Origin of the sequence: Pantoea sp. GbtcB22 (genome assembly GCF_019091025.1) — a bacterium.
GTDB classification, from domain to species: domain Bacteria; phylum Pseudomonadota; class Gammaproteobacteria; order Enterobacterales; family Enterobacteriaceae; genus Pantoea; species Pantoea leporis.
Window position 1 is genome coordinate 88,623 of the sequence record NZ_JAGXKB010000008.1, and the last position, 25,386, is coordinate 114,008.

The 25,386-nt window shown below is 54.0% G+C and carries 24 protein-coding genes; 13 read left to right on the forward strand and 11 right to left on the reverse strand.

The window, feature by feature from the left end; translation table 11 throughout:
- Positions 1-11: 11 nt before the first annotated feature.
- Positions 12-1,511, reverse strand: a complete 1,500-nt coding sequence (gene pitA / locus KVT28_RS20580) for an inorganic phosphate transporter PitA (RefSeq protein WP_137386695.1) — start codon at positions 1,509-1,511, stop codon at positions 12-14.
- A gap of 242 nt (positions 1,512-1,753) precedes the next feature.
- Between pitA and KVT28_RS20585 the strand changes: the two genes are divergently transcribed.
- The 7 genes from KVT28_RS20585 to yfaU all read left to right on the forward strand — a co-directional run bounded on the left by KVT28_RS20585 (position 1,754) and on the right by yfaU (position 8,465).
- Complete coding sequence (locus KVT28_RS20585; RefSeq protein WP_217549873.1) at positions 1,754-2,938, forward strand: NAD(P)/FAD-dependent oxidoreductase; 1,185 nt, start codon at positions 1,754-1,756, stop codon at positions 2,936-2,938.
- Between the two features lie 51 nt (positions 2,939-2,989).
- Positions 2,990-3,337, forward strand: a complete 348-nt coding sequence (locus KVT28_RS20590) for a hypothetical protein (RefSeq protein WP_217549876.1) — start codon at positions 2,990-2,992, stop codon at positions 3,335-3,337.
- A gap of 267 nt (positions 3,338-3,604) precedes the next feature.
- A complete protein-coding gene (locus KVT28_RS20595) occupies positions 3,605-4,141 on the forward strand; it encodes a DUF1640 domain-containing protein (RefSeq protein ID WP_192414773.1) in 537 nt (178 codons plus the stop codon).
- Between the two features lie 177 nt (positions 4,142-4,318).
- Complete coding sequence (locus KVT28_RS20600; protein WP_101762719.1) at positions 4,319-5,101, forward strand: IclR family transcriptional regulator; 783 nt, start codon at positions 4,319-4,321, stop codon at positions 5,099-5,101.
- A 13-nt stretch (positions 5,102-5,114) separates the two neighbouring features.
- On the forward strand, positions 5,115-6,317 hold the full coding sequence (gene rhmD, locus KVT28_RS20605; protein WP_217549878.1) for an L-rhamnonate dehydratase: 1,203 nt from the start codon (positions 5,115-5,117) through the stop codon (positions 6,315-6,317).
- Between the two features lie 47 nt (positions 6,318-6,364).
- Positions 6,365-7,651 (forward strand): MFS transporter, encoded by a 1,287-nt coding sequence (locus KVT28_RS20610; RefSeq protein ID WP_101762717.1) that lies wholly within the window; start codon positions 6,365-6,367, stop codon positions 7,649-7,651.
- 13 nt (positions 7,652-7,664) lie between these two features.
- Entirely contained in the window at positions 7,665-8,465 is an 801-nt protein-coding gene (gene yfaU, locus KVT28_RS20615) for a 2-keto-3-deoxy-L-rhamnonate aldolase (protein WP_101762716.1), read from the forward strand.
- A gap of 110 nt (positions 8,466-8,575) precedes the next feature.
- On the opposite strand, the gene KVT28_RS20620 is transcribed toward yfaU, so the two are convergent.
- Positions 8,576-9,067, reverse strand: a complete 492-nt coding sequence (locus KVT28_RS20620; protein WP_101762715.1) for a helix-turn-helix domain-containing protein — start codon at positions 9,065-9,067, stop codon at positions 8,576-8,578.
- Positions 9,068-9,384: 317 nt separating this feature from the next.
- Between KVT28_RS20620 and KVT28_RS20625 the strand changes: the two genes are divergently transcribed.
- The gene (locus KVT28_RS20625; protein ID WP_101762714.1) at positions 9,385-10,407 is read left to right on the forward strand and encodes an alpha/beta fold hydrolase; all 1,023 of its coding nucleotides are present in this window, start codon (positions 9,385-9,387) and stop codon (positions 10,405-10,407) included.
- A 30-nt stretch (positions 10,408-10,437) separates the two neighbouring features.
- Here the strand turns inward: KVT28_RS20625 and KVT28_RS20630 are convergent, their stop codons facing one another.
- The 3 genes from KVT28_RS20630 to proP form a co-directional block, all read right to left on the reverse strand.
- Positions 10,438-11,409, reverse strand: a complete 972-nt coding sequence (locus KVT28_RS20630) for a diguanylate cyclase (protein ID WP_101762713.1) — start codon at positions 11,407-11,409, stop codon at positions 10,438-10,440.
- A gap of 109 nt (positions 11,410-11,518) precedes the next feature.
- Entirely contained in the window at positions 11,519-12,496 is a 978-nt protein-coding gene (hemB, locus tag KVT28_RS20635; protein ID WP_101762712.1) for a porphobilinogen synthase, read from the reverse strand.
- A 116-nt stretch (positions 12,497-12,612) separates the two neighbouring features.
- Positions 12,613-14,118: a glycine betaine/L-proline transporter ProP gene (gene proP, locus KVT28_RS20640; RefSeq protein ID WP_101762711.1), complete on the reverse strand. Its 1,506-nt coding sequence runs from the start codon at positions 14,116-14,118 to the stop codon at positions 12,613-12,615.
- Between the two features lie 360 nt (positions 14,119-14,478).
- Here proP and KVT28_RS20645 point away from each other — a divergent pair, with 360 nt between their 5' ends.
- The 3 genes from KVT28_RS20645 to KVT28_RS20655 all read left to right on the forward strand — a co-directional run bounded on the left by KVT28_RS20645 (position 14,479) and on the right by KVT28_RS20655 (position 16,357).
- A complete protein-coding gene (locus KVT28_RS20645; protein WP_217549880.1) occupies positions 14,479-15,279 on the forward strand; it encodes a hypothetical protein in 801 nt (266 codons plus the stop codon).
- Positions 15,272-15,742, forward strand: a complete 471-nt coding sequence (locus KVT28_RS20650) for a hypothetical protein (protein ID WP_101762709.1) — start codon at positions 15,272-15,274, stop codon at positions 15,740-15,742. Before KVT28_RS20645 ends, KVT28_RS20650 begins: the two co-directional genes overlap by 8 nt.
- 111 nt (positions 15,743-15,853) lie before the next feature.
- The gene (locus tag KVT28_RS20655; protein WP_217549882.1) at positions 15,854-16,357 is read left to right on the forward strand and encodes a hypothetical protein; all 504 of its coding nucleotides are present in this window, start codon (positions 15,854-15,856) and stop codon (positions 16,355-16,357) included.
- Here KVT28_RS20655 and KVT28_RS20660 read toward each other — a convergent pair.
- Both KVT28_RS20660 and KVT28_RS20665 read right to left on the reverse strand, forming a co-directional pair.
- Positions 16,325-17,284 carry a D-2-hydroxyacid dehydrogenase family protein gene (locus tag KVT28_RS20660; RefSeq protein WP_217549884.1) on the reverse strand — a complete coding sequence of 320 codons (960 nt, stop codon included), beginning with the start codon at positions 17,282-17,284 and terminating at the stop codon, positions 16,325-16,327. The genes KVT28_RS20655 and KVT28_RS20660 overlap by 33 nt on opposite strands.
- Positions 17,259-18,863, reverse strand: coding sequence for an EAL domain-containing protein (locus KVT28_RS20665; RefSeq protein ID WP_217549886.1), 1,605 nt, complete (start codon positions 18,861-18,863; stop codon positions 17,259-17,261). The genes KVT28_RS20660 and KVT28_RS20665 overlap by 26 nt, the downstream gene beginning before the upstream one ends.
- 227 nt (positions 18,864-19,090) lie before the next feature.
- On the opposite strand from KVT28_RS20665, the gene KVT28_RS20670 reads away from it, so the two are divergent.
- Positions 19,091-19,855 carry a class II aldolase/adducin family protein gene (locus KVT28_RS20670; protein WP_101762706.1) on the forward strand — a complete coding sequence of 255 codons (765 nt, stop codon included), beginning with the start codon at positions 19,091-19,093 and terminating at the stop codon, positions 19,853-19,855.
- 83 nt (positions 19,856-19,938) lie between these two features.
- The gene (locus KVT28_RS20675) at positions 19,939-20,817 is read left to right on the forward strand and encodes an ABC transporter substrate-binding protein (RefSeq protein WP_254633600.1); all 879 of its coding nucleotides are present in this window, start codon (positions 19,939-19,941) and stop codon (positions 20,815-20,817) included.
- A 76-nt stretch (positions 20,818-20,893) separates the two neighbouring features.
- Here the strand turns inward: KVT28_RS20675 and KVT28_RS20680 are convergent, their stop codons facing one another.
- The 4 genes from KVT28_RS20680 to KVT28_RS20695 all read right to left on the reverse strand — a co-directional run bounded on the left by KVT28_RS20680 (position 20,894) and on the right by KVT28_RS20695 (position 25,386).
- Positions 20,894-21,940: an AI-2E family transporter gene (locus KVT28_RS20680; RefSeq protein WP_101762704.1), complete on the reverse strand. Its 1,047-nt coding sequence runs from the start codon at positions 21,938-21,940 to the stop codon at positions 20,894-20,896.
- 229 nt (positions 21,941-22,169) lie between these two features.
- Positions 22,170-22,649: a type VI secretion system tube protein TssD gene (locus tag KVT28_RS20685; RefSeq protein WP_101762703.1), complete on the reverse strand. Its 480-nt coding sequence runs from the start codon at positions 22,647-22,649 to the stop codon at positions 22,170-22,172.
- A 213-nt stretch (positions 22,650-22,862) separates the two neighbouring features.
- Positions 22,863-23,537, reverse strand: a complete 675-nt coding sequence (locus tag KVT28_RS20690) for a hypothetical protein (protein ID WP_101762701.1) — start codon at positions 23,535-23,537, stop codon at positions 22,863-22,865.
- 199 nt (positions 23,538-23,736) lie between these two features.
- Positions 23,737-25,386 carry an iron ABC transporter permease gene (locus KVT28_RS20695; RefSeq protein WP_217549888.1) on the reverse strand — a complete coding sequence of 550 codons (1,650 nt, stop codon included), beginning with the start codon at positions 25,384-25,386 and terminating at the stop codon, positions 23,737-23,739.

Consider the following 25,386-nt stretch of genomic DNA (forward strand, 5'->3'; position numbering starts at 1 on the left):
CTGCGCTTTGCTTAGATCAGTTTCAGTGCAATCCAGTAGAGCGAACCCGACAGCAAAATACACACCGGCAAGGTGAACACCCACGCCATAGCGATATTTTTGATGGTGCGACTCTGCAATCCACCGCCATCGACCAGCATAGTACCGGCCACCGACGACGACAGAATGTGCGTGGTAGAAACGGGCATACCGGTGTAACTGGCCACGCCAATCGATACCGCGGCCGTCACCTGCGCCGACATCCCTTGCGCATACGTCATGCCTTTCTTACCGATTTTCTCACCAATGGTGGTGGCAACACGACGCCAGCCAATCATGGTGCCGATGCCGAGCGCCAGCGCCACAGCCACAATAATCCAGATCGGTGCGTACTCAACGGTGCCCAGCAAATCGCTTTTCAGCTTGTTGAGGAAGCGCTTATCGTCCGCGCTGGTTTCCGGCAGCTTAGCCACTTTATCCACGGTATCGGAAACGCACAGCAGCAGGCGACGCATCTGGCTGCGTTGATCAACCGTCAGCTGATCGTAGCTCTGCAGATTGTTCAGCAGCAGCTGCGCACGATCGATAGCCTGCAGCGCACGGCTGCTGTCGCAATGGAACTCCTGCGGACCGCCAAGCGATTCATCTGGCGTTGGCACCACAGGCGGCGCCATCTGCACCATGTGCGTCAGTGATTCGTTGTGCTGCTGATAATACTGCTCCAGATGGTTTACGGCATCGCGCGTGCGGGTGATGTCATAACCCGACGCATTCAGGTTCACCACAAAACCAGCCGGCGCAACGCCGATCAGCACCAGCATAATCAGGCCAATGCCTTTCTGACCATCGTTAGCGCCGTGTGAGTAGCTCACGCCAATCGCGGAAACGATCAGGGCAATGCGCGTCCAGAACGGGGGCTTTTTCTTGCCATCAATCTTTTCACGGTCAGCAGGCGTCATGTGGATGCGTGAACGCTTGGTGGTTCCGCTCCAGTAGCGACGCAGGATAAAGATCAGACCGCCAGCAATCACCAGACCTACAATCGGCGAAAGAATCAGGGACATGAAGATATTGATGACTTTCGGCAGGTTGAGCGCGTCAACCACCGAGGTGCCGGTCATCAGGGCGTTGGTGAGACCAATACCGATGATGGCGCCAATCAATGTGTGAGAACTGGACGCCGGCAAACCCAAATACCAGGTGCCAAGGTTCCAGATAATCGCGGCCAGCAGCATGGAGAAGACCATGGCGAGTCCGTGGGCCGAACCGACATTCAACAGTAAATCGGTCGGAAGCATGTGAACGATGGCATACGCCACGCTCAATCCACCAAGCAAAACACCTAAGAAGTTGAAAACACCCGCCATGACAACCGCCAGTTGCGCCCGCATCGCACGGGTATAAATGACAGTCGCGACCGCGTTAGCAGTGTCGTGAAAACCGTTGATTGCTTCGTAAAACAATACAAACAGCAGAGCAAGAATCAGTAACAGGCTGGTACTGAGGTCGAGACCAGCAAACAGATGTAGCATAAACGTTACGCCATTTTGGGAGGACATGAACGCGGCGCATTATCTGCGACAACGTGCGCGATATGAAAGAAAAATATAGCTCTTTATTGTCTTAAAATTGTAATGCAGCGTATAGATTTAGCTGAAAACAGCTTAAAATTAGTAAGTTACATTATGACACATTTACGGCATTTTTTTGAAGCTGGCGCTAAAAGCCGCAAATCCCTACAATCAGCGCCTTTCGGGCAAGGCGGATAAAAGCAGTGGAAAAGTTTGACGTTATCATTGTTGGTGCAGGCGCAGCCGGCATGTTCTGCGCGGCGCAGGCAGGGCAATTGGGTCGCCGCGTATTGCTGCTGGATAACGGCAAAAAAGCCGGTCGCAAGATTTTGATGTCGGGCGGCGGTCGCTGCAACTTCACCAACATGCACACCGAACCAGCGGCGTATCTGTCGCACAATCCGCATTTCTGCAAATCGGCGCTGGCGCGCTACAACCAGTGGGATTTCATCGATCTGGTCAATCGCCACGGCATTGGGTATCACGAGAAAACGCTCGGGCAATTATTCTGCGATGACTCCGCACAGCAGATTGTCGATCTGCTGTTGAAAGAGTGTGATGCCGGGCAGGTGACGCTGCGCCTGCGCAGTGAAGTGCTGAGCGTTGAGCGCGACGATAACGGTTATACCTTGCAGCTGAACGGCACATCGGTGCAGGCAGAAAAACTGGTGATCGCCAGCGGCGGGCTCTCAATGCCAGGCCTCGGCGCCACGCCGTTTGGCTATAAAGTGGCGGAACAGTTCGGCCTGAAAGTGTTCCCGACGCGCGCGGCATTGGTGCCGTTCACGCTGCATAAACCGCTGCTGGAACAGCTCAACACGCTGTCGGGCGTCGCGCTGCCCACCACCATCACCGCGCAGGACGGCACCTTATTTAAAGAAGCGATGCTGTTTACCCATCGCGGCTTATCGGGGCCCGCCGTGCTGCAAATCTCCAGCTACTGGCAGCCGGGTGAATTCGTCACCATTGATTTGTCACCTGCCACTTCGCTGGATGATTTCATTCATGTGCAGCGCGAGGCGCATCCCAATCTTAGCCTGAAAAACAGCCTGGCGAAAATTCTGCCAAAACGGTTGGTGGAAGTGCTGCAGGAGCTAAAGCAGATTCCTGACGTCACGCTGAAGCAGCTAAACAGCAAGCAGCAGGGCGAACTGGTCAGCACGCTACATCAATGGCGCGTGCAGCCAAACGGCACCGAAGGCTATCGCACCGCCGAAGTGACGCTAGGCGGCGTCGATACCACCCAACTGTCGTCAAAAACCATGGAAGCGCGCGATGTGCCAGGTTTGTTCTTTATCGGCGAAGTGGTGGACGTTACCGGTTGGCTGGGCGGCTACAACTTCCAGTGGGCGTGGAGCTCGGCCTGGGCGTGCGCGCAGGCGCTTTAACTCACGTCGCTATGATGGCGCATTTCCTTTCTCCAGCGGATGAACCTATTGATGTTAAAACTCAAATTTATTGTGCCGTTGCTGATCGTCATCAGTGCCGCCGTTTGGTGGCTGATGCCGCATTACAGCGATGAGGACAAAGGCTATTACATCGCCATGTTCTGTACGCTCACGCATGATGGACGCGGCAATGCTCCGCAAGATATGCAGCAGATTATTGAAGGCAGTAATTCCGATTACGCATTACAAAAGGTGCATTTCCAGCAAGCTTTGGCAGAGCATCTGCAAACGGTTTGGCAGGATTTGTCGCCAGAACAGCAGCAGCAGGCGCGGCAGGAAAATCTCTCCTGCCGCCGTTTGATGTCTGAGAAATTACTACCGGGCCAGCCGGTTCAGTAATTATTGAACGGGCAGCGCAGGGATTAAAAGCTGCGCCGCCATTTCAAGAAGCCGCTCAACACCTTCCCGCTCCCATATTGCAAAACGTTTCGCGACAGAATCTGACGCCAATTTTGCGAGACGCCCCGCATCCGCTTGCACGTTACTTGTTGTACTAATTGATATTTTTCGCAGCGCCGCGCAAAATACACACAGTCACATGGTGCAGCAATCGCTCGCTGAGCATGATGTTGGCACGCGCCTCACATCAACTCAGGAGCTTCACGGATGACACTCGCGATGATGAACACACACAAAGCCTTTAAAGCACTGCAGTTGGCCGGCGTCAGCGACCAGCAGGCCGAAGCCATGGTCGAGATCTTTACTGAGATGCAGCAGGATAATGCGTTATCTCGTGCTGATTTAATGAAGGCCGGAGAAGGAATTACAGGGAGCATTAAAGAACTGGATGTTAGACTTACCGGCGATATCAGAGAGCTGGATATTCGGCTTACTGGTGCGATTAAAGAACTGGATAAGCGGCTGAGTGGTGCGATTAAAGAGCTGGATGACCGGCTTAGTGCTGCTATTCGAGAACTGGAGGTTCGGCTTACTAATCTGGATGTTCGACTGAGTAGTGAGATTAAAGCAGTCGATGTTCGCCTGACCAGAGTCGAAGCTCGCCTTGATCGCATAGAAAAAGACATTGAAGTTATCAAAGCCGATGTCTCTGCTTTAAAAACCGATATGCGCTGGATCAAACGTTTGCTAATGGTGATGACCACCACGATGGTCATTGCAGCGATCAAATACATTTTCTCTTAGATCTTGTGCTCCTGCGGCAGGAGTACAGTCGGCTGTACTCTCAGCGCGGCGCGATTCACATTCCCGCACACGCGCTGCCAGCAAACGCGCTCAGCGCCGCGTAATTTGAAGCGGCGCACACTTATCACGAAGTAAAACTACAACACTGCGCTCCAGATCATCAGACTGGAGTCCAGCATGTTGGAAATTACGCCTGTCCCCGCGCTGACGCGCGCCATTGCGATTCTCGACTTTATTGCCCAGCACGGACCGTGCAGCGCCGCCGAGATCATTGAAACGCTGGCGCTTCCCAAAAGCAGCGCCTACCTGCTGTTCGCTGAACTGAAAAAACAGCGTCTGATCACTATCGATCGCAACAACAACTATTGCCTGTGGACGCGGCTGGTGGAGTTTGCCGGTCATGCACTGCAGCGCATGGATATCCGCGATATTGCGCGTCCACCTCTGACACGTTTAATGCAGCAGACCAATCTGCTGTGCCACCTCGGCATCCTCGAGGGTGGTCACGCCTGTTACATCCTCAAACTCGAATCCGCCGCCACCATCAGCGTGCGCTCGCACGAAGGCAAAAGCCTGTCGCTGTATCGCTCGGGCATTGGCAAGTGTCTGCTCGCCTGGCAGCAACCTGAAGAGCAGGAACGCATCATCAGCGGCCTGCGCTTTGTGGCGGTGACGCCAACCTCGCTGCGCAATGCCGACGCGCTGCGTACCGAGCTGGCACGCATTCGCCGTCAGGGCTGGAGCTTTGATAACGGTGAAGATTATCCCGATGTGCGCTGCGTCGCCGCGCCGATTTTCAATGCCCGCCAGCAGCTCGTCGCCGCCATTTCGCTGGTGGGCACCCGACTCGACATTGACGACGACAAACGCGATTACCTTGCTGGCCAGGCGATTGCCTGCGCCCGCGATATTTCCCGTCTGCTGGGCTGGCGTAGCCCGGCGGAAAAACACGCCTCGTAACCAGGAGAAGAGCATGTCCCTACCTAAAATTAAAACTGTCCGCGCCTACTTTGCCGGTGGCGCTACCGCGGATAAAGCAGCGGCTGGCGGTGATTATCACGATCAAGGTGCCAATCACTGGATTGACGACCACGTCGCCACGCCCATGAGCAAATACAAGCAGTATGAGCAGTCGCGTCAATCCTTTGGCATCAACGTGTTAGGCACGCTAATTGTCGAAGTCGAAGCCGATAACGGTCAAACCGGTTTCGCCATTACCACCGGAGGCGAAATGGGCTGCTTCATCGTGGAAAAGCATCTCAACCGCTTCCTTGAAGGACGCTGCGTCAGCGACATCAAACTGATTCACGACCAGATGATGAACGCCACCCTGTATTACGCCGGATCGGGCGGCCTGGTGATGAACACCATTTCATGTGTCGATTTGGCGTTGTGGGATTTGTTCGGCAAAGTCACCGATCTGCCGGTGTACAAACTGCTGGGCGGCGCGGTACGCGATGAACTGCAGTTTTACGCCACCGGCGCACGTCCGGATCTGGCGCAGCAGATGGGCTTTATCGGCGGCAAAATGGCGGTGCAGTGGGGACCGCACGATGGCGATGAAGGCATCCGTAAAGAGGTGGCGCGCATCGCTCACTATCGCGAAAGTTGCGGCCCGGATTTCTGGCTGATGCTTGATTGCTGGATGAGCCAGGACGTCAATTTCGCCACCAGGCTGGCCCACGCCTGCGCACCTTATAACGTCAAGTGGCTGGAAGAGTGTTTGCCGCCGCAGCAGTTCGAAGGATACGCCCAGATGAAACAGCAAGCGCCGCAGGGCATGTTGATCACCAGCGGCGAACATCACGGCACGCTGCAATCATTCCGCACGCTGGCTGAAACCGGCATCGATATTTTGCAGCCCGATGTCGGCTGGTGCGGCGGCCTGACCACGCTGGTGGAAGTGGCGGCGCTGGCGAAATCACGCGGCCAGTTAGTGGTGCCGCACGGCTCCTCGGTTTACTCGCATCACGCGGTGATCACCTTCACCAACAGCCCATTCAGTGAATTCCTGATGACCAGCCCGGATTGCAGCACGCTGCGCCCGCAGTTTGATCCGCTGCTGATCAACGAACCGGTGCCGGTTAACGGTCGCATGCACAAATCGGTGCTGGATAAACCGGGCTTCGGCGTGGAGCTGAATCGCGATGGACTGAAGCGTCCTTATCAACACTAATCGCAGCGGCTGCGGCGACGCGTCGCAGCCCTGCGTGAGGGTTTACCATGGATAATCTGGTGTTAAGCGCGGTTAAAAAGAATCGCGCACGTCTTATTCCTTTCATGTTGATGCTCTACGTGCTGGCGTTTCTCGATCGCGCCAACATTGGTTTCGCCAAAGAGGCATATCAACTCGATACCGGCCTGAGTAATGAAGCTTACGCGTTAGGGGCTGGGATCTTCTTTGTGGTGTACGCGCTGCTTGGCGTGCCGGCCAATTTGCTGATGCGACGCTTTGGCGCGCGCAGCTGGATTGGCGGCACCACGCTGCTGTGGGGATTGCTTTCGGCGGCGATGGCATTTGCTGATACCGAAGCCAAATTCCTGCTGGTGCGTACCTTGCTCGGCGCCGCTGAGGCGGGTTTCTTCCCGGGCATGATTTATCTGACCTCGCTGTGGTTCCCGCAACAGCAGCGCGCTAGCGTCATGGGACTGTTCTACATGGGCGCGCCGCTGGCGTTGACGCTGGGTTCACCGCTCTCTGGCGCACTGCTGGAAATGCACGGCGTGCTAGGCCATCCCGGCTGGTTCTGGATGTTTATCATTGAAGGATTACTGGCGGTGGCAGCCGGCGTTTTCACTTTCAGCTATATCGACGACACACCGGCGAAAGCGCGTTTTCTCAGCGCCGAGGAGAAGCGGGCGCTGCAACGTCAGCTGGAGAGCGAAGAGCAGCAGAAGCCGACTTCACATCTGCGTGATGCGCTGCGCAATGGTCGCGTCTGGCAGCTCGCCATTATCTATATGACCATTCAGATTGCGGTTTATGGCCTGATTTTCTTCCTGCCTTCTCAGGTCGCAGCGTTGTTGGGCACCAAAGTCGGTTTCCTCGCCTCGCTGGTGGCGGCGATTCCGTGGGTGGCCGCGCTGTTTGGCACCTGGCTGATTCCGCGCTATTCCGACCGCAGCGGCGAGCGTCGCCGGGTCGCGGCGTTCACCTTGCTGGCTGCTGCCGTCGGGATTGGTTTGTCCGGATTGGTTTCGCCGCTGTTGGCCATCATTGCGCTTAGCGTCGCAGCGGTGGGTTTTATTGCCGTGCAGCCGGTGTTCTGGACCATGCCGACGCAGCTGCTTTCTGGCACTGCGCTGGCGGCGGGCATCGGCTTCGTCAATTTGTTTGGTGCTGTAGGTGGCTTCCTGGCGCCGCTGATTCGCGTAAATGCCGAAATGCACTTTAACAGCAGCGCTGCCGGATTGCTGGCGCTGGCGCTAATTGCCGCCATCGGTTCACTCATTATCCTCAGCCTGAAAGTGGAGCGTCAGTTGCCACACTCTCAGCAGCCAAGTCATTAAGTAAGGAGCAGCTATGCAGGATCCGTTAAATAATCCCTTCAAAGCCGGATTGGCGAAAGGCGAAACGCAGATTGGTTTGTGGCTGAGCAGCACATCGTCGTATCTGGCCGAAATTGCTGCCACCAGCGGCTACGACTGGTTATTGATAGATGGCGAACACGCCCCGAATACCGTACAGGATCTCTATCATCAATTGCAGGCCGTTGCGCCTTATCGCAGCCAGCCGGTGATACGGCCAATCGAATTCCAGACCGCACTGATCAAGCAGGTGCTGGATATCGGTGCGCGCACCTTGCTGGTGCCGATGATCGATACCGCTGAGCAGGCACAGGCGCTGGTGAAGGCGACGCGCTATCCGCCTTACGGCACGCGCGGCGTCGGCGCAGGCGTGGCGCGGGCGGCACGTTGGGGGCGCGTGGAAAATTATATGGCGCGCGCCAATGAAGAGTTATGCCTGCTGATTCAGGCCGAAAGCAAAACGGCGATTGATAATCTCGATGCGTTGCTGGAGGTTGAGGGCGTTGACGGAATCTTTATTGGTCCGGCTGATTTGTCAGCCTCATTGGGCTATCCCGATAATGCCGGGCATCCTGAAGTGCAGAAAGTGATTGAGCAGAGTATCAAACGCATCCGCAGCGCAGGAAAAGCGGCCGGTTTTCTGGCGGTTAATCTGGAGATGGCGGAACGCGCTATTCGTTGGGGAGCTAATTTCGTTGCCGTCGGTGTGGATACCATGCTGTATACCGATGCGCTGGATAATCGGCTCGCGCATTTTAAAAAGAGCGTAAATGCGCTGAATAAATCGAGTTACTAATTGAGAAACGGATGGCATACCATCCGTTTCTATTCAATTAAAGCGTTCATGAATTGGAATGAGGAAGTCTGTTGGCGTCAAATGGCGCCAAAAAAAGAGTCAATTATTTATCAACGCATCGCACAACCAATTCGCGGTATATATTTATCGTTACGTACCGCGGGCGTGATAATTGCTTTATTGCGTTCCGTGGCGTCAAATCCCGCCTGACGGCAAAGCACACAGGGATCGCTACTTTCACGCATTGCAAGTTTGGTTTCCTCATCCATCTGGCGCTTACGGCAATAAAGAGGCGTGCAGCCCAGCACATGTTTAAATGAGCGCGTGAAAGATTGCTGGCTTTCAAAATGATATTTCACTGCCAGGCTGATAATTGGCACATTGCTGTCTTTTAAGTCATTAATGCAATGAGCCAGTTTCTTTTTTCGGATGTAGCGTGCCAGCGTCTCATTATGATAGCGGGCGAACAGTTTCTGTAAATACCATTTCGAATAGCCAGACTTCAGTGCAATATCATCAATCGTTAAACGCTGATCCAGATTAGCCATAATCCATTCGGTTACCGAATCAATTACCCCTTCATTATATTTTTGCTGTGTCATCATAGTCCTCCATTAACAGTGGCAGAGTGTAATTTAATTAATCTTTCCAATCTGCAATTAATGTAAAGTTTTCTGGTTATTTGGCTGTTTTAATATTTGTCATCAAGACTGGTCTTGGTTTTCGTGAATTTACAGGTTTTCTTGTTGTGATGATGTTGAGTATTTATCGTAATAACGGGCGTTATTATTAACTCAAATTTTTCATCGCTTCGCGGCGCTTAATAGTAAAAGGTGTGCTTTCTGGCGGCACACCTCATCAATACTTAACGCGGATTAACGTGCCACACTGAAGGTTTTCACTGTTGAGGAATCACCTAATGGGTTTTCGTTTCAAACCAAAACAGTCACTTGCCGTGATTCTGGCATCAGTGGCGTTAGGCGCTGTTGCTCCGGCGCTCGCCGCCAATGTGTATGGTGAACAGCTCGAAGGCTTTAACTATCCCTATCCGCTGCAGCACTTTAACTTCTCCTCGCAGCAGCAAGCGCTGAGTATGGGTTATATGGATGTCAAACCTACGCAGCAGGCCAACGGTGAAACCGTGGTGCTGATGCACGGCAAGAACTTCTGTGGCGCAACCTGGGATGACACCATCAAAGCGCTGAGCCAGAAAGGTTATCGCGTCATCGCGCCAGATCAGATTGGCTTCTGCAGCTCAACTAAACCAGCTAACTATCAATACACCTTCCAGCAACTGGCACAGAACACCCATCAACTGTTGCAGCAACTGGGTATCGACAACGCCATTATGGTTGGGCACTCGACCGGCGGCATGCTGGCGACGCGCTATGCGCTGATGTATCCCAGACAAACGCAGAAGCTGGTGCTGGTCAATCCCATCGGCTTAGAAGACTGGAAAGCCAAAGGCGCGCCGTGGCGCTCGGTGGATCAGTGGTATCAGCGTGAACTCAAGCTGGATGCGGCGGGCATCAAGAAATATGAACAGCAGACATATTACAGCGGCCAGTGGAAGCCGGAGTATGACAAATGGGTCGATATGCTGGCTGGGCTAAATAGTGGGCCAGGCCACAAGAAAGTGGCGTGGAACTCGGCGCTCATCTACGACATGATTTTCACTCAGCCGGTGTATTACGAGTTTAAAGATCTACGCGTGCCGACCACGTTGATGATTGGCACCGCAGATACCACGGCGATTGGCAGTGATATCGCGCCGCCGGAAGTGAAAGCAAAACTCGGGCATTACAATGTATTGGGTAAGCAGGTGGCGCAACTGATTCCCGGCGCACGCTTAATCGAATTCCCGGGCATGGGGCACGCGCCGCAGATGGAAGAACCGCAGACGTTTAATCAGGCATTGATCACGGATTTAGTGGGTCATTAATTGCAGGGTCGCCATTCACGGCGACCAACATCAACTCAACTTCTTTTTCCCGTTCTTAGCGGCGTACATCCGTTCGTCGCTACCTTCCAGCAGCTGTTCCAGCGACTGCGGATGATCGGGATCGAACTCAACAATGCCCGATGAGAAGTGCAGAGCGTAGCGGCGCTCGAGGTTCTGGGTTTGCTGTTGCAGGAAACCATCAAAGCGCGCCAACACACCTTCGGCATCGGCTTGCTGCAAGCCATTAAACAGCACCACAAATTCGTCGCCGCCCAAACGAGCAAAGATATCCGCATGGCGAAAACTCACCTTCATGGCGTTGGCAAAGTCCATTAATGCGCGGTCGCCTTCGCGATGACCGAGCGTATCGTTAATGGCTTTAAAGCGATCGAGATCGAGGAAAGTCAGGCTGGCCGGTAACTGCTTCAGCTGGCACTCATTCAGCGCCAGCTGGCCGAGCGTCATAAAGCCACGGCGGTTGGTGATTTGCGTCAGTTCATCGGATGTTGCGGTCTGGAACGCCACCAGCTCCGCTTCCGCCATTGCGGCTAAATCACGCAATGTATGGATATCATCCGCATCGAACTGGCGCGCATGATGATCGATAATGCACAAGGTGCCGACTTTCGCACCAGCCGGCGTGCGCAATGGGCAACCGGCGTAGAAACGCACCGGATTTTCGGCATTTTTAACCAGTGGATTATCGAAGAAGCGCTCGTCATCAAGCGCGTTTTCTACCACCATCACATCATCCTGCAGCACGGCGTGGCCACAGAAAGAGGTATTGCGCGGTGCGGTGATATCGCTTGAACCCGCAGTGGATTTGAACCACTGATGGTCCTCTTCCAGCAGGCTGACCAGCGCAACGGGTACACCAAACAAACGACGGGCAAGGCGGGTTAAACGGTCGAAACGCTCTTCGGCAGGCGTGTGCAGAATGTTGAGCGCACGTAACTGGGCCAGACGATATGACTCGTCCGCAGGCAGTGCAGGTGCTTTCATCGCGTTACTCTTATTAATTATGGAATTACAGAAACACTGGTATTTAAGCCACAAAGGCTGAAAGCGCCTGGCAACGGTATGCGATGTCCGATGCCAGGCGTAACGATAATCAGAGCACTTTTTGCTCAGCGAGATCAAGGGCAAAATAGCTGAAAATGAGATCCGCGCCGGCACGTTTAATCGCGCCAAGGCTCTCCAGAACCACATTACGTTCGTCGATGGCACCCGCCTGCGCGGCGAATTTGATCATCGCGTACTCACCGCTCACCTGGTACGCAGCGAGCGGCAGCGTGGTGCGTTCGCGGATATCGCGCAGGATATCGAGGTAAGCGCCAGCCGGTTTTACCATCAGAGAATCTGCACCTTCCGCTTCATCAAGCAGCGACTCGCGCAGCGCTTCACGGCGGTTCATCGGATTCATCTGGTAAGTCTTACGATCGCCTTTCAGCGCGGTGCCTGCGGCTTCACGGAACGGGCCGTAGAAGGAGGACGCGAACTTCGTCGAATAAGACATGATGGCGGTATCGGTGAAGCCGGCGGCGTCGAGCGCCTGGCGAATGGCTTTCACCTGGCCATCCATCGCGGCAGAAGGAGCGATAAAGTCTGCGCCGGCTTGTGCCGCAACCACGGCTTGCTTGCCGAGGTTAATCAGCGTTTGGTCGTTATCGACGCCGTGATCGCACAGCACGCCGCAATGGCCGTGGCTGGTGTATTCGCAGAAGCAGGTATCAGACATCACGATCATTTCTGGCACGGTGTCTTTGCAGATACGCGACATACGCGCCACTAAACCGTTTTCATTCCAGGCATCGCTGCCGGTGGCGTCGGTGTGGTGGGAAATACCGAAGGTCATCACTGAACGAATGCCCGCTTTGGCAATACGTTCAATCTCATAAGCTAAACGTTTCTCGGGAATACGCACCACGCCCGGCATGGCGTTAATGGGCACATAATCGTCCACGCCTTCTTCAACGAAAATTGGTAGTGCCAAATCGTTGATGCTGAGGTGAGATTCCTGGAACATTTCGCGCATTGACGCGCTTTTGCGCAGCCTTCTTGGGCGCTGGATCAGATTAAATTCAGACATGCTCTACAACTTATGCAGGTTAAAAAAGTGGCAATAGTTTACCCCTTTTCGCGGCTGCGCATGAAGGATTGTGTGCGGAAACGAAAACTCCCGCCGGGCGGCGGGAGTAGGGAAGATTACTCGTTGATGTCCGGATGCTGCTGCACCAGGTTTTTACGTTTCGCCTCAAGCTTGGCGATCTCGTCATCAATATCTTCGATTTTCTGCTCGATGTTGTCGTGATGCTCCTGCAGGATCTCACGTGCTTCATCCATGTCCGACGCGGCTGGCGTGGCACCGCGCAGCGGCTTATTGGCGGTCTCTTTCATGAAGATACCGGTAATCAAACCAATCACCGCGACAACCATCAGGTAGTAAGCCGGCATATACAGATTGTTAGTGGCTTCCACTAAATAAGCGGCGAATGTCGGCGTTAGACCGGCAATCAGCACCGAAATATTGAAGGCACTTGCTAATGCGCTGTAGCGAATGTGGGTTGGGAACATCGCAGGTAGCGAGGATGCCATTACACCGGTAAAGGCGTTTAAGATCACAGCCATCAGCAACAGACCGGCAAAAATCAGACCCAGCACGCCACTGTTAATCAGCATAAAGGCCGGAATCGCGAAGGCAAACAGGGCGATACTGCCGATGATGACAAACGGACGACGTCCAAAGCGGTCACTCAGCATGCCCATTACTGGCTGCACAAACAACATACCCATCATAATGGCGATGATGATCAATACGCCGTGATCTTCCGAGTAGTGCAGGTTATGTGACAGGTAACTCGGCATGTAGGTCAGCAGCATGTAATAGGTCACGTTGGTGGCGATCACCAGACCGATACAGGCCAACAGGCTTTTCCAGTGTTTGGTCGCGATCTCTTTAAACGACACTTTCGGGCCGTCGCGCAGACCTTCACGGTCGCCTTGTTCCAGCTTGTCAACGTGTTGCTGGAACGCCGGCGTTTCTTCCAGGGCATGACGCAGATACAAACCGATAATGCCGAGCGGCAGCGCAATAAAGAACGGAATACGCCAGCCCCACTCGAGGAATTTCTCTTCACCGATAATGGTGGAGATCAGCACCACGACGCCCGCACCGAGCACAAAACCGGCGATGGAGCCGAAATCAAGCCAGCTGCCCATAAAGCCGCGCTTGCGGTCAGGCGAGTACTCGGCAACGAAGATCGATGCACCGGTATATTCACCGCCGACCGAGAAGCCCTGCGCCATTTTTGCCAACAGCAGCAGAATCGGTGCCCAAATACCAATTGAGGCATAGGACGGTATCAAGCCGATACAGAAGGTACTGATCGACATGATAACGATGGTAATAGAAAGGATTTTCTGGCGACCATATTTATCGCCCAACATGCCGAAGAACAAACCACCGAGTGGACGAATCAGGAACGGAACTGAGAACGTACCCAGTGCAGCAATCATCTGTACACTTGGAGAAGCATCCGGGAAGAACACCTTACCCAGCGCGTAAGCCACAAAGCCATAAACACCAAAATCAAACCATTCCATCGCGTTGCCCAGCGAAGCCGCGGTAATGGCTTTACGTAAACGGGAGTCATCGATAATGGTGACATCATCAATCCCGATAGGTTTTACACGCTTCCTACGTAGTTTCATGCAGATACCCTGTATTGGAATTCGAAAAATCCTCAACGCTGCGGACTCAAACAATGCCAACAGTCCGCGGCGTTGAGAAAATTAAAGCATAACGGGGAAATAACGCTTTTTCCCTGCCCTGCCGGGCAATTATTAGGAAAGTAATGATTGCCAACCGCGACAGAGTATACCGATTTTGTGTGATATTTGTCATGTTCTCACCATTAACTGGCTATTTTTTAGCTAATGCTGTGGCCTGTTAGCGCTTAAAACGCGTCGAAAAAAGGCCACAATTTCACGCAGCGATTTGCAGTAAGCGTGCGCCATCTCGCGAAACTACATATACTTGCGTGAGTTGCTTTTTTGGAAATCAGGTTTCATATGGCGCGCTTTGTTTTATTTGCCAAAAGTCTCTGTTTTGATGCCGACCAACAGGTGTTTTATCCACTCAATTCTCCCGCTCAACGCGTGGCATTAAGTCCGCTGCAAAGCGCGGTATTACGTCGCGTGCTCAATGCCCAAGGCAAGCTGGTGCGTAATCAGGCATTGCATGTGCTGTTTCAGCGCGAACCTTCTGAGATCCCCTTTGCCGATCGCTTAACGTTGACCATTGCTGAGATCAATCGTCTGGCGCAGCAGGCGCACGCGCCAGGTGCATTGGTACATCAGGTGCCGCTGATTGGCTGCGTGCTGGCCGAGCAGGTCGATGTCGAATCCTTCAATGAGGTCGCTACGCCTGCTGCTGAAGCTGAAAAGCCGGTCACGGTGCAGCCCGAACCTGCTGTGAAAGCGGTCGCCGTGAAGAAAAAATCCTGGCTGTGGCGTGGCGTACTGGCGGGATTATTACTGCTAAATGTGGCGCTGGCACTGATTATCCGTCAGGAGTTTGCGCCAACCGAACATGATGGCATGCAATTTAAATTTTATGGTCAGGAAGCGCAGACGCAGGTCTTTATCAATGAAAGACTTTCTGCCGATTCTTTTGTCGTTCAGGATGCTATGCGCCGATTCCGCGAGTTAAAACCGCGCCTGCCGGATGGCTCAGTCCCGCCGTTGCTGTACATCAACCGTTCACGCATTCGTGCCTTCAGCAGTGCTTTCCTTTGCCTCCAACCCATCGAGCAAAAGAATAATGAATGTATTTCATGGTTGATATCTAATCAGGAGCTACCTGATGCGTAAGTCATTACTCACATTGGTTGTTATTATTGCGTTCATTCTTCCCTGGGCGTGGGTGCTGTTGGTCCGCCCAACCGTTGTGGTACCCGAATGGTGTGATGTTCCCTATCGCATTGATAATGAAGGGAAGCCAACGGGTACGCTGGATGCGACGGTACGCACACGTTTTAAAGCGGATGGTAGCGGCGCATCAACGCTAATCGGCACGGTAACATTGCCGGATCGCCAATATCGCTTAAATCGCGTTTCTGTCAGTAGCTGGCATCGTCAGGGCGATTTTATGCTGGTGAATACCCGTAAAGTGCAGGCGATGGCCGATGATACGGTGCCCGAGCCACTCGCTGCGCAGATACTTTTCACCTCGGCGCGAGAATCCCACAGTGATTATTATCAGATGTATCAACTCCCCAATGGCGATCAAATAATCAATTATTCTGGTATGCCGCGGCTTTATTGCCATACCTGATTGATGCGCACATAAATAAGAAAAACTTACCATTAAGCGAGGCGGCAACCTCTGCTTGCCAGCTCCAAAACATTGGGTAATACTCTGCCGCCGTGCTTTGGTGGAGTGTTCATGTCGAGGATAAACGCCCATTCTTTTAAGAATCCCTGGCTGTCGATGAGCGACAGTGTAGAAAGCAATCTTATCAATCTTGTGCCTGCGGCACAGCGTACGACTGCCGTTTCCATTAGCTCGGTGGCGTGGATTAACTGTGGCGAACGAACCGATGCGCAGCTGGCATTATTGGCGCAACAACCCGATGAACTGCTGCAGCGCCTGAAAAGCTGGCGTCAGGCCGGATTACTCTCCCGCCAGGCGACCGAGAGCTTGCGTCAGCTGCAACGGTTGACGCAAACCAGCATCGCATGTAACCAACCCATCACGCAGCTTGATGAATATCAGCAGTTGGTGGGGCAGTTAACGCCGACGCTGGAGCGCATTAATCAACGTCTCAATGCCCAGCGCGATGTGCCGAATGGCGCGCTGGCGGAAGACAGCCTTGAAGTGGCGCTGCGCATTGCGGAAAAACGGCGCGCAGGCCGTTCAGAGCAGCGAGCGCAGTGGCGCACCCGTTAACCATCCCTGAATATCTTCCACCGCCTGCGTGAAGTAGGTGCGATAATTGCTGTCGGCGACATAGCCGAGATGCGGCGTCGCCAGCACGTTCGGCAGCTGACGCAGCGGATGATCGGCGGGCAGCGGCTCCTGTTCAAACACATCTAATCCCGCACCGGCTAACTGACCCGATTGCAGCGCGGCGATCATCGCCTGTTGATCGACAATGCCGGCGCGCGATGTGTTAATCAGCAGCGCGCCGGGCTTCATCTGCGTCAGCGCCGCTGCATCAATTAAATGGCGTGAGCGCTCGCTCAATACCAGATGAATGGACACCACATCGCTGCTACTGAGCAGCGCAGCCAGCGATGGCGAACGTTCTGCGCCACATTCGGCGGCACGTTCGGCGGTTAAATTCTGGCTCCACGCACACACGCGCATCCCGAACGCCTGCGCCACTTTTGCCATCTCGCCGCCGATTTTACCCAATCCAAGTAATCCCAGCGTTTTGCCCTGCAGGCCCATGCCAACGGTGTGCTGCCACGCGCCGTTGCTGCGCAGCGCCTGATTCTCCGGCACGATATGGCGCGCCAATCCCAGCAACAATCCCCACGTCAGTTCCAGCGGTGCCGCGCTGCTGCTGGCGGTACCGCACACCGCGATATAGCGTTCCGCGCAGGCATGTAAATCGATGGAGGCATTACGCATGCCGGAAGTGACTACCATTTTCAGATTGGGCAAGCGGCCAATCAGCTCGGCGCTGAGCGGCGTGCGTTCGCGCATAACCACCAAAATATCGGCGTGCGCGATGCGCTTAACCAATTCATCCTGGTCGGCGAAATGTTCAGTCAGGGAAGTGGTGTGCACCAGCGGGGCGAGAGACGCCCAATCGGCAAGCGACTGGGCGACGTTCTGGTAGTCATCAAGAATGATGCAGTTCAGGCTCATAATGTTCCTCAACGAGAAGTGGCTTGTGCCCTTGCTCGCTGAGCCAGGCACGCAGCCGGTCATTATCCAGCGGACGGGCATAATAGTAGCCCTGAATAAATATCACACCACGCTGCCGCAGGTACTCAAATTGTGTTGCGGTCTCGACGCCTTCGCCCAGCACATCCAGTTCCAGCTTGTGGCACAGATTAATAATCGCATCCAGCACCGGTGTTTCTACGTCGAGGCCTTCAATGGCATTGATAAAGCCGCGATCGATTTTCAGGTAGTCCAGCGGGAAGGTGAGCAGGTAGGTCAGTGAACAGTGGCCGGTACCGAAATCATCAATCGCCACCTTCATGCCCTGCGCGCGCAAATGACGCAGTTTACACGCCACCTTTTCACCCTCTTCAATCAGGCTGCGTTCGGTCAGCTCCAGCGTGATGCACAGCTGTTTATCTTTGATGCGCTCAGCAAACAATTCAATATCGGCCACGAAATCGTCATGCTGCAGATGCTCCGCCGCCAGATTCAGCCCGAGGTGAAATCCGGGCTCGACCTGCCAGCTCTGGATATCTTCGGCCATCAACTCCAGCAGATGCTGCGTCAACGGCACAATCATCCCTTCGGCTTCAGCGGCGCTGATAAAGATATCCGGACGAATCATCACGCCGTTGGGCCGTTGCCAGCGCAGTAAGGCTTCAACACCGGCGCAGGCGTGCAAGGTATTGCTGTATACCGGCTGATAATGCACTGAGAACTGGCGGGCGCGGATGGCGCGACCAATCTCATCGTGCCAGGAAATACGACGACGCAGCCAATTGGCGGTGAGGATCATCAGCAAAATCGAGAAAATCGCCGCCATCGGCAGGAAGATGAACAGCGCCTGACGCCAGGCTTTGAGCAGCTCAGAAGCCGGAACGGTTACATTAACGGTGATGGGATAGCGGCTGGAGTCGGCCTGAAAAGATTCACTTTTCATATACAGCTTTGGCTGCATGTCAGCTGGTCCGCTGGCGATCACTGCGCCACCGCTAAATTGCAGGCTCATGTAGTAACCGCGTGAACCGCCAATGGCGTTCATGAAATCCATCAAATATTGGCCGTCGATGACCGCCCAAAAACCGCTGGTATCGGGAAGCTGACGCATAAACACCACCGCCGGACGATTCGGCACGCCAACCGTTCCGTGCACCGAGATGCTCCACCAGGCTTTGCCGGTTATCGGCGGCGGCTGCATCATCATCTCGGTCAGGGTGCCATGCCGCAGGCCAAAGGCGGACGAGCAAATGATGTCATTGCCTTTCAGCATACCAATGGATCGAAAATAGGGATTAAGCGTACCGGCGCGCTGCAGCTGATCTTCGATTTGTGCACAAGGCTGGTACTGATACTGGCGCATCTCAGTGATCATATTCCAGGCGTTGTCACTCATCTTTTCAGCCTGAGTAATCAAGGTATTGGCGGTTGAGATCTGCTGTTGGCTGACGGTGTGACGCGCTTCGATGGCCGTACAAAGGATGCCGAGCACCAATGGCAGCAACCCGGCACAAACGATTAAGACCCAATCAAAATCGTGATGTCGTTTTTTCAGTGGCACCAGACAATCCTCAGTCGGTTTAAGCTGCGCTTGCGGCGTCAGCAGCATACCATTTTCACAGGGCTGTGTAGGGTAGCGATTTAAGAATAAACCGGTCTGATACAGGTCAATGATCAATCTCACTTTGCATTTAATGACATTGTTTTGCCGTTATTGGCATTTCCCAGCGGCAAAAACGCTATGCCACGATGTTAGGTAAGCACATTGACCTGAAATGAGGAGCGGAAATGAGCACGGAAACCCTGGATGTCACATCATTACGGCAGCGCATCAGCGAAGGCGAATGGCAGGCGCGCATCAAACTGGCGCAGGCTTATCATCTGGCGGCGAAGCTACGCTGGACCGACCATATTTACACCCATTTTTCCCTGCGCGTACCGGGCGATCAGCCGCACTTTCTTATCAACGCTTTCGGGCAAACCTTCGATGAAATCCAGGCGGAAACGCTGGTTAAAATCGACATCGACGGCAATATTATTGACGACCCAACCGGGCTGGGAATTAACCTTGCCGGGTTTGTTATTCACAGCGCGATTCACCGCGCGCGGCCAGATGCCCATGCGGTGCTGCATACGCACACCGCGGCGGGCATTGGCGTTTCGGCGCAGCGGAACGGCCTGCTGATGATTTCGCAACACAGCACGCGTTTCCATAATCGCCTCGGCTATCACGATTACGAAGGTATCGCGCTGGATCTCGACGAGCAGCAGCGCATCGTTGCCGACCTCGGCGATCTTAACGCGCTGATCCTGCGCAATCACGGCCTGCTGACCAGCGGCGGCAGCATTGAAGAAGCTTTCTATAACCTCTATTACCTCGAGCGCGCCTGCCAGGCACAGTTGGCGGCACAATCGGGTGGCGCGGATCTGATCATTTTGCCGGACGCCGTTTCAGAGAAAGCCGCGCAGGCGTTTGATAACAGCATCCGTAATCGCAAATATCAGCTGCACTGGGATGCTTACATCCGCCAGCTCAACCGCAACGCACTCTGAGAATCTCCCCGCTGAAATGGCTAAAACCGGTAGTTTCTGCGCTGCTGCTGTGCGCGGCGTTTGGCAGTCAGGCGGCGCCTGATTTGAGTAAAGTCACGCTGGTGCTGGGCGATCAGGCACGCAATCTGCGTTCGCTGATCGAAGCGGCAGATGTCATGAAAGACGCGCCTTATCACTATCGCTGGGCGAATTTCCAGGGCGCGGCGCCGCTGTTTGAAGCGCAGCGTGCGGGTGCGGTCGATACCTCGTACGCTGGCGATTTGCCGGTGCTGATGGCGGCGTCGGGCGGCGTACCGCTGAAGATCATCGCCACCAACGTCGGTGACGCCGGTTCGAACGGGCTGATCGTGCCCGCGGATTCGCCGATCCACAGCGTGAAAGATTTGGCTGGCAAGCAGGTTGTCGTCTCGTCGGCGCGCGGCAGTATCTCGCAGCACTTGCTGTATGAGGCGTTGGAAGAGGCGAAAGTGCCACGTGATACGGTGCCGGTGCGTTTTGTGTTGCCAACCGACGCCAGCGCGGCGTTTAACTCCGGGCAGATTACCGCATGGGCGACCTTCGATCCCTATTTAGGTATTGCGGAAAAGCATGGCGCGCGTCTGCTGCGTGACGGCAAAGGGCTGACAACCGCGCTGTCGTTTGTCACCGCCACGCAAAGCTCGCTCGACGATCCCGCGAAGCGCGCGGCGATTGCGGATTTCACCCATCGTCTGGCCAAAGCGCGCGAGTGGGCGCTGGCGCATCCGCAGCAGTATAACGAGGTGTATGCGCAGTTAACGCGCCTGCAACCGGCGGACGCGCAGCAGATTACTGCGCGTATTTCCCACGGTGTACGTGGCGTGACGCCGGATGATGTGGCGAAGGTGCAGAAGGTGTCGGACTTGTTTAGCGAGTTGAACATCCTGCCAAACAAAGTTGATGTCCAGGCGATTACCGACAACAGCGTGTTTCAAACGCAATAACGTAAAATCACGCCGCTACGGCATGCACTGAATCTGTAGCGGCGCAATTTATTGCGCGACCTTGAGTGAAAGAGCCTTAACGCGCCCGTTTACCCGGCCGTCCATTACCCAACATAATCGCCAATCGGCTTCCGCCCGGCGTGGTTTCCATCAAAATCTTGGTCACGCTGGTGAGCGGCACCGACAGCAACATGCCGACCGGACCCAGCAGCCAGCCCCAGAAAATCAACGACAGAAACACCACCAGCGTCGAGAGTCCCAGCCCGCGCCCCATCAATCTTGGCTCCAGCATGTTGCCGAACACCATATGAATCGCGCTGAACAGCGCCGCCACCAGCATGGCGTCATAAATATCATTTAACACCAGCGCCTGAATAAATGGCGGAATACCGGCGATGATCGGGCCAATGTTGGGGATGAAATTAAGGATGAACGCCACCACGCCCCAGAACAGCGCGAACTTCACGCCGAGCAGCAGCAGCGACAGCCAAACGGCCACGCCGGTAATCAAACTCACCAATGTTTTCAGTGCCAGATAGTGCGTCACACCTTTCAGCGCGCGGTGCAGACCGGCGATACGGATCTGCGGATTAACCATCGCATTGCGCATCTTGTACGGCAGATGACGCACCTCAAACAGCATAAACACCACGGTGAGGATCAGCAGCAGGACGTTGGTCATCGCGCCGGACAGCTGTTTTAGCACCGATGTTGCCATGTCCATCACCACGTTGGGATCGAGGCGTGCCGCCAGCGCTTCGGTAGAGATGTTGATATGAAAACGCGCGGCAAAATGTTGCACCACCGCCAGTTTCTGCTCCAGCATGGCGCGGATTTGCGGATAGGTATCGCTGAAGTCACTGGCCGAGCTGGCGAGTACAGCAATGAGTAACAGTACGACGATAAAAATCACGGTGATCACCAGCGTAATCGCCAGGCCACGTTTGACGCCGCGTCGCATTAGCATCGTAACCAGCGGATTGAGCACAATAGCTAAAAAGCTGGCGAGTAAGAAGGGCACCAGAATGTCCGAGGCGGCGCGAATGCCCGCCAGAATAATCACCAGCATCGCCAGTTTTACCAGGATGTTCTGGCCAATTTTTTCCTGAAGCAGGTTATTCATTCTCTCTCCTGAGACAAAATTTCTCAGGAGAGTGTAGTTGATGAAAATTAACCATCTGTTTTTTAAGATAAAGAGAAATTTTTACAACACGCAACATCCGTAGCTACCTGCATGAACGTCAAGCGGTAGCTGTGAAATTTTCACACCTCGGCTTACCGTGCCGACATCAATACTTATTTAAACATCGGCACAGACAAACAGCGAGCAAGGTAAGGTGTTAACTATTTAATTAAGCGATCATTCGTTCATTCCAACCATCTTTAAACTGAATATTTCCATCGACGTATTTCCACATAATAGTTTCATAACGAATCTCGACATTTTCCATATGTGTGCTTGCTATGCCTGCTGGTACGAGTGATGGAGTAATGCTGGTTATTTTTACGTTTTCAAGAACAATGTTAAAGTATTCTGTTTCAATTCCTGCCTCATTAATTCTATACATTTTTATCGTGGCTGATTTAAGTATTCTGCCCTGACACAGCGCGCGAAATAATAATGGCGTCGTCTGGTCAAATTCTTTCTGGAAAACTATTGGGGCATGGATTCTTGCTGCTGTTAACTTTCCGGTATGTCTGTCGGCTGGAACCGATATGTTATGCGTTAGAGTGCGCATTTCAATTGAGCCGAGTCGTGTAGGCATCAGGCATCCACCCGCGATAGGGGATCCGTTTTCATCTGTTAGCCATAAATGAGCTGGAGTTGACATAGTTAAGTTCCTTTTAATTTTAACGAGGGCGGTTAAACCAGACAACAAACGCAAAGGTAATGATTATCAAAACCCCTATGGCCTGAAGTGCGTAGGGGCGAAAGTACGTTACTGCAAAAACACCGAAAGTAATAATTAAAACAAGCGGAACGTAGCCCCAAAAGAAATATGATGCCTGCGCCTTTAACCATTGTTTTAGAAAATTACGCATGCCTACTTCACCATGTTAATTATTGCATTGGTAATGTCACTCTCAAATGCTTGAGCTTTCATAAAAGTCGGCTCGACGAGGAAATACATCATTTCGAGTCTTTGCATGTGCAGGGCTTGATAATACATCGGCGCTTGCAGCCTAAGCCTTTCAGCACTATCAGCAGCTTGTTGTACGATGCCGTATAGCCCTAGCCCGGTAACAGTTAGCGCGGCGGTCTTTCCTGTCCAGGCGACGATGGATGAGTTAAAGCCTATGCCAAGGCAAACAGCTGTTGTTATTCCAATGACAAAAGTCTGGTTGTTTAGTGTGTTAGAGGAGATGATCACGCCTGCTTTTAATAAACCGGAATTGATTGCTGAAAGTTGTTCGCGTGTTTTGAATCTGAAAATTCCTTCAAAATAGATGTGAACCAGCCTAAAGATAATGTCACGTCTTTTGACCACTTCGGCAATGCCATCCAGGAAGCGCAAGTCTTCTTCTTTTAGCTTTGCACAGACATCTTGATAGTTATCGGTGAAGCAAGATGTGTAATACACCAAGCGTGTTGCTCCGTCGCCAATTTTACTGGCTTGCTGAAGTACCTGGTCTTTTACACCTATAAGAGCTTTTTCAAGCTGTGACGCCATCAACTCATCGGCTTTGATGCCCTTGAGTATCAAATCACTGTGATACATGCCGTTTCCTTACGGTTAGAAATCATCCCTAATCGAAACTATAATTTACCCATTTAAAATGTAAGGTCAATGCGGCATGGACATGGGTTTTAAAATATGTGGATAAGATGACAGTTAAACTCACAATCACGGCTTAAATAATGTTAATCATCAATGTCATATTTATGCGTGATGAATCACGCCGCTACGGTATGTATGACTATTTTTCATGACGCCGCATCAGCACCGTGGCCGCCAACATCAAACTCAAACTGGCGCAAAGCGTCAGCGTGGCCATCGCCATACCTTGTCCCACCGAGCCCTGTTCGAACTGACGCCAGATAAAGATCGCCACGGTTTGCGTGCCTGCCGGAGCCAGCAGCAGCGATGTCACCAGCTCGCGCGACGCTACGGCAAACACCATCATCATCGCCGCCAGCAGGCTGGGCGCGACTAGCGGCAGCACAATCAGACGCAGCGCCCGCACACGTGATGCGCCGTGCACGCGCGCCGCTGGTTGCAGCGTGGGTGCCAGCTGGCGCAGCGCGCTACTGACATAACGCACCGGCCACGGCAGCAGCAAACAGCTGTACGACAGCAGCAGAATAAACATCGTGTTGTAGGGCGAAAACGGCCAGAAACCGCGGTTCCACAGCAGAATCAACCCCACGCCCACCACCACGCCGGGCATCGCCGCAGGCAGCAGCGCCAGGCCATCCATCATCGCCAGCAAACGGGTTTTCCCTTCCGATACGCGCCAGGCGATCAGAAAACCCAGCGCGCCGGTCAGCAGCGCCGCGCCGAGCGCCAGGCCAATGCTGGTGGAGAAGGCCGCCAGCGCATCGCCTTGCTGGCTGAACAGCGCGCCGAAGTGGCGTAGCGTCAGATTACTCAGATGTAATCCGCCGGAGAGCGTATTCAGCAAGCCGCTCAGGGTCATCGCGCCGAGCGGCAGCACCACCGCCAGCAGCACGGTGACAGCAAACGGCAGCAGCATTAAGATTTGTAAGCGTCCCGCATGCGCCAGTTCCTGACTCACCGGTTTGCCACCAACCGCCGTCACATCGCTGCTGCCGGTCAGTTTGCGCTGCAGCAGCCACGCCGTGAGCGCCATCAGGCTCAGCATCAGTGACAGCGACGCTGCGCCAGGCAGATCGATCGGCCAGTCGGCGAGTTTGGTTTCAATACCGACGGTCATCAGCGTCAGCTTCGCCTGCGCACCGAGCGCCGCAGGCACGCCGTACTCCTCAATCGCCAGCGTAAACGCCAGCAGCACGCCACCCGCCAGTGCCGGTAAGGTGAGCGGCAAGGTGATGTGCCAGAAGCCGCGCCACGCCGATGCGCCATGCACGCGCGCCACCCAGGCAAGACGTTGCCCGCTGGCCAGCAGCGAACGCGACACCGCGAAATAGACCACCGGGAAGATGTTCAGCGTCATCACGCCAATCATGCCGCTGCTGCTAAACAGCAGGCTGTCGAAGTTGATGCCAGTGAGTTGTTCGATATAGCCGTTGCGTTGCAGCGCCAGCGTCCATGACAGCGCCACAATATAGGGCGGCGTCAGAAAGGGGATCAGAAACAGCAGATCCCACAACGCCGCGCCCGGCAGGCGGAACAGGCCGCGCAGTACGCCGAGCGGTAAGCCCAGCAGCAAACTGCACAGCGCCACGCCGCCGCCGATTTTCAGCGTGCCCAGCCACATCGATGTCAGCTGCGGATCGTCCAGTAGCGCCGGGAAAGCGCTAAAGACACCGCGCCAGCTACCTTCGCCGAAGTAGGGAAACAGCGCTTGCAGCACGATAAACAGCAGCGGCAGCGCCACCAGCAGCAATAACGCCAGCAGAATCACGCCATTCAGGGCACGCGACAT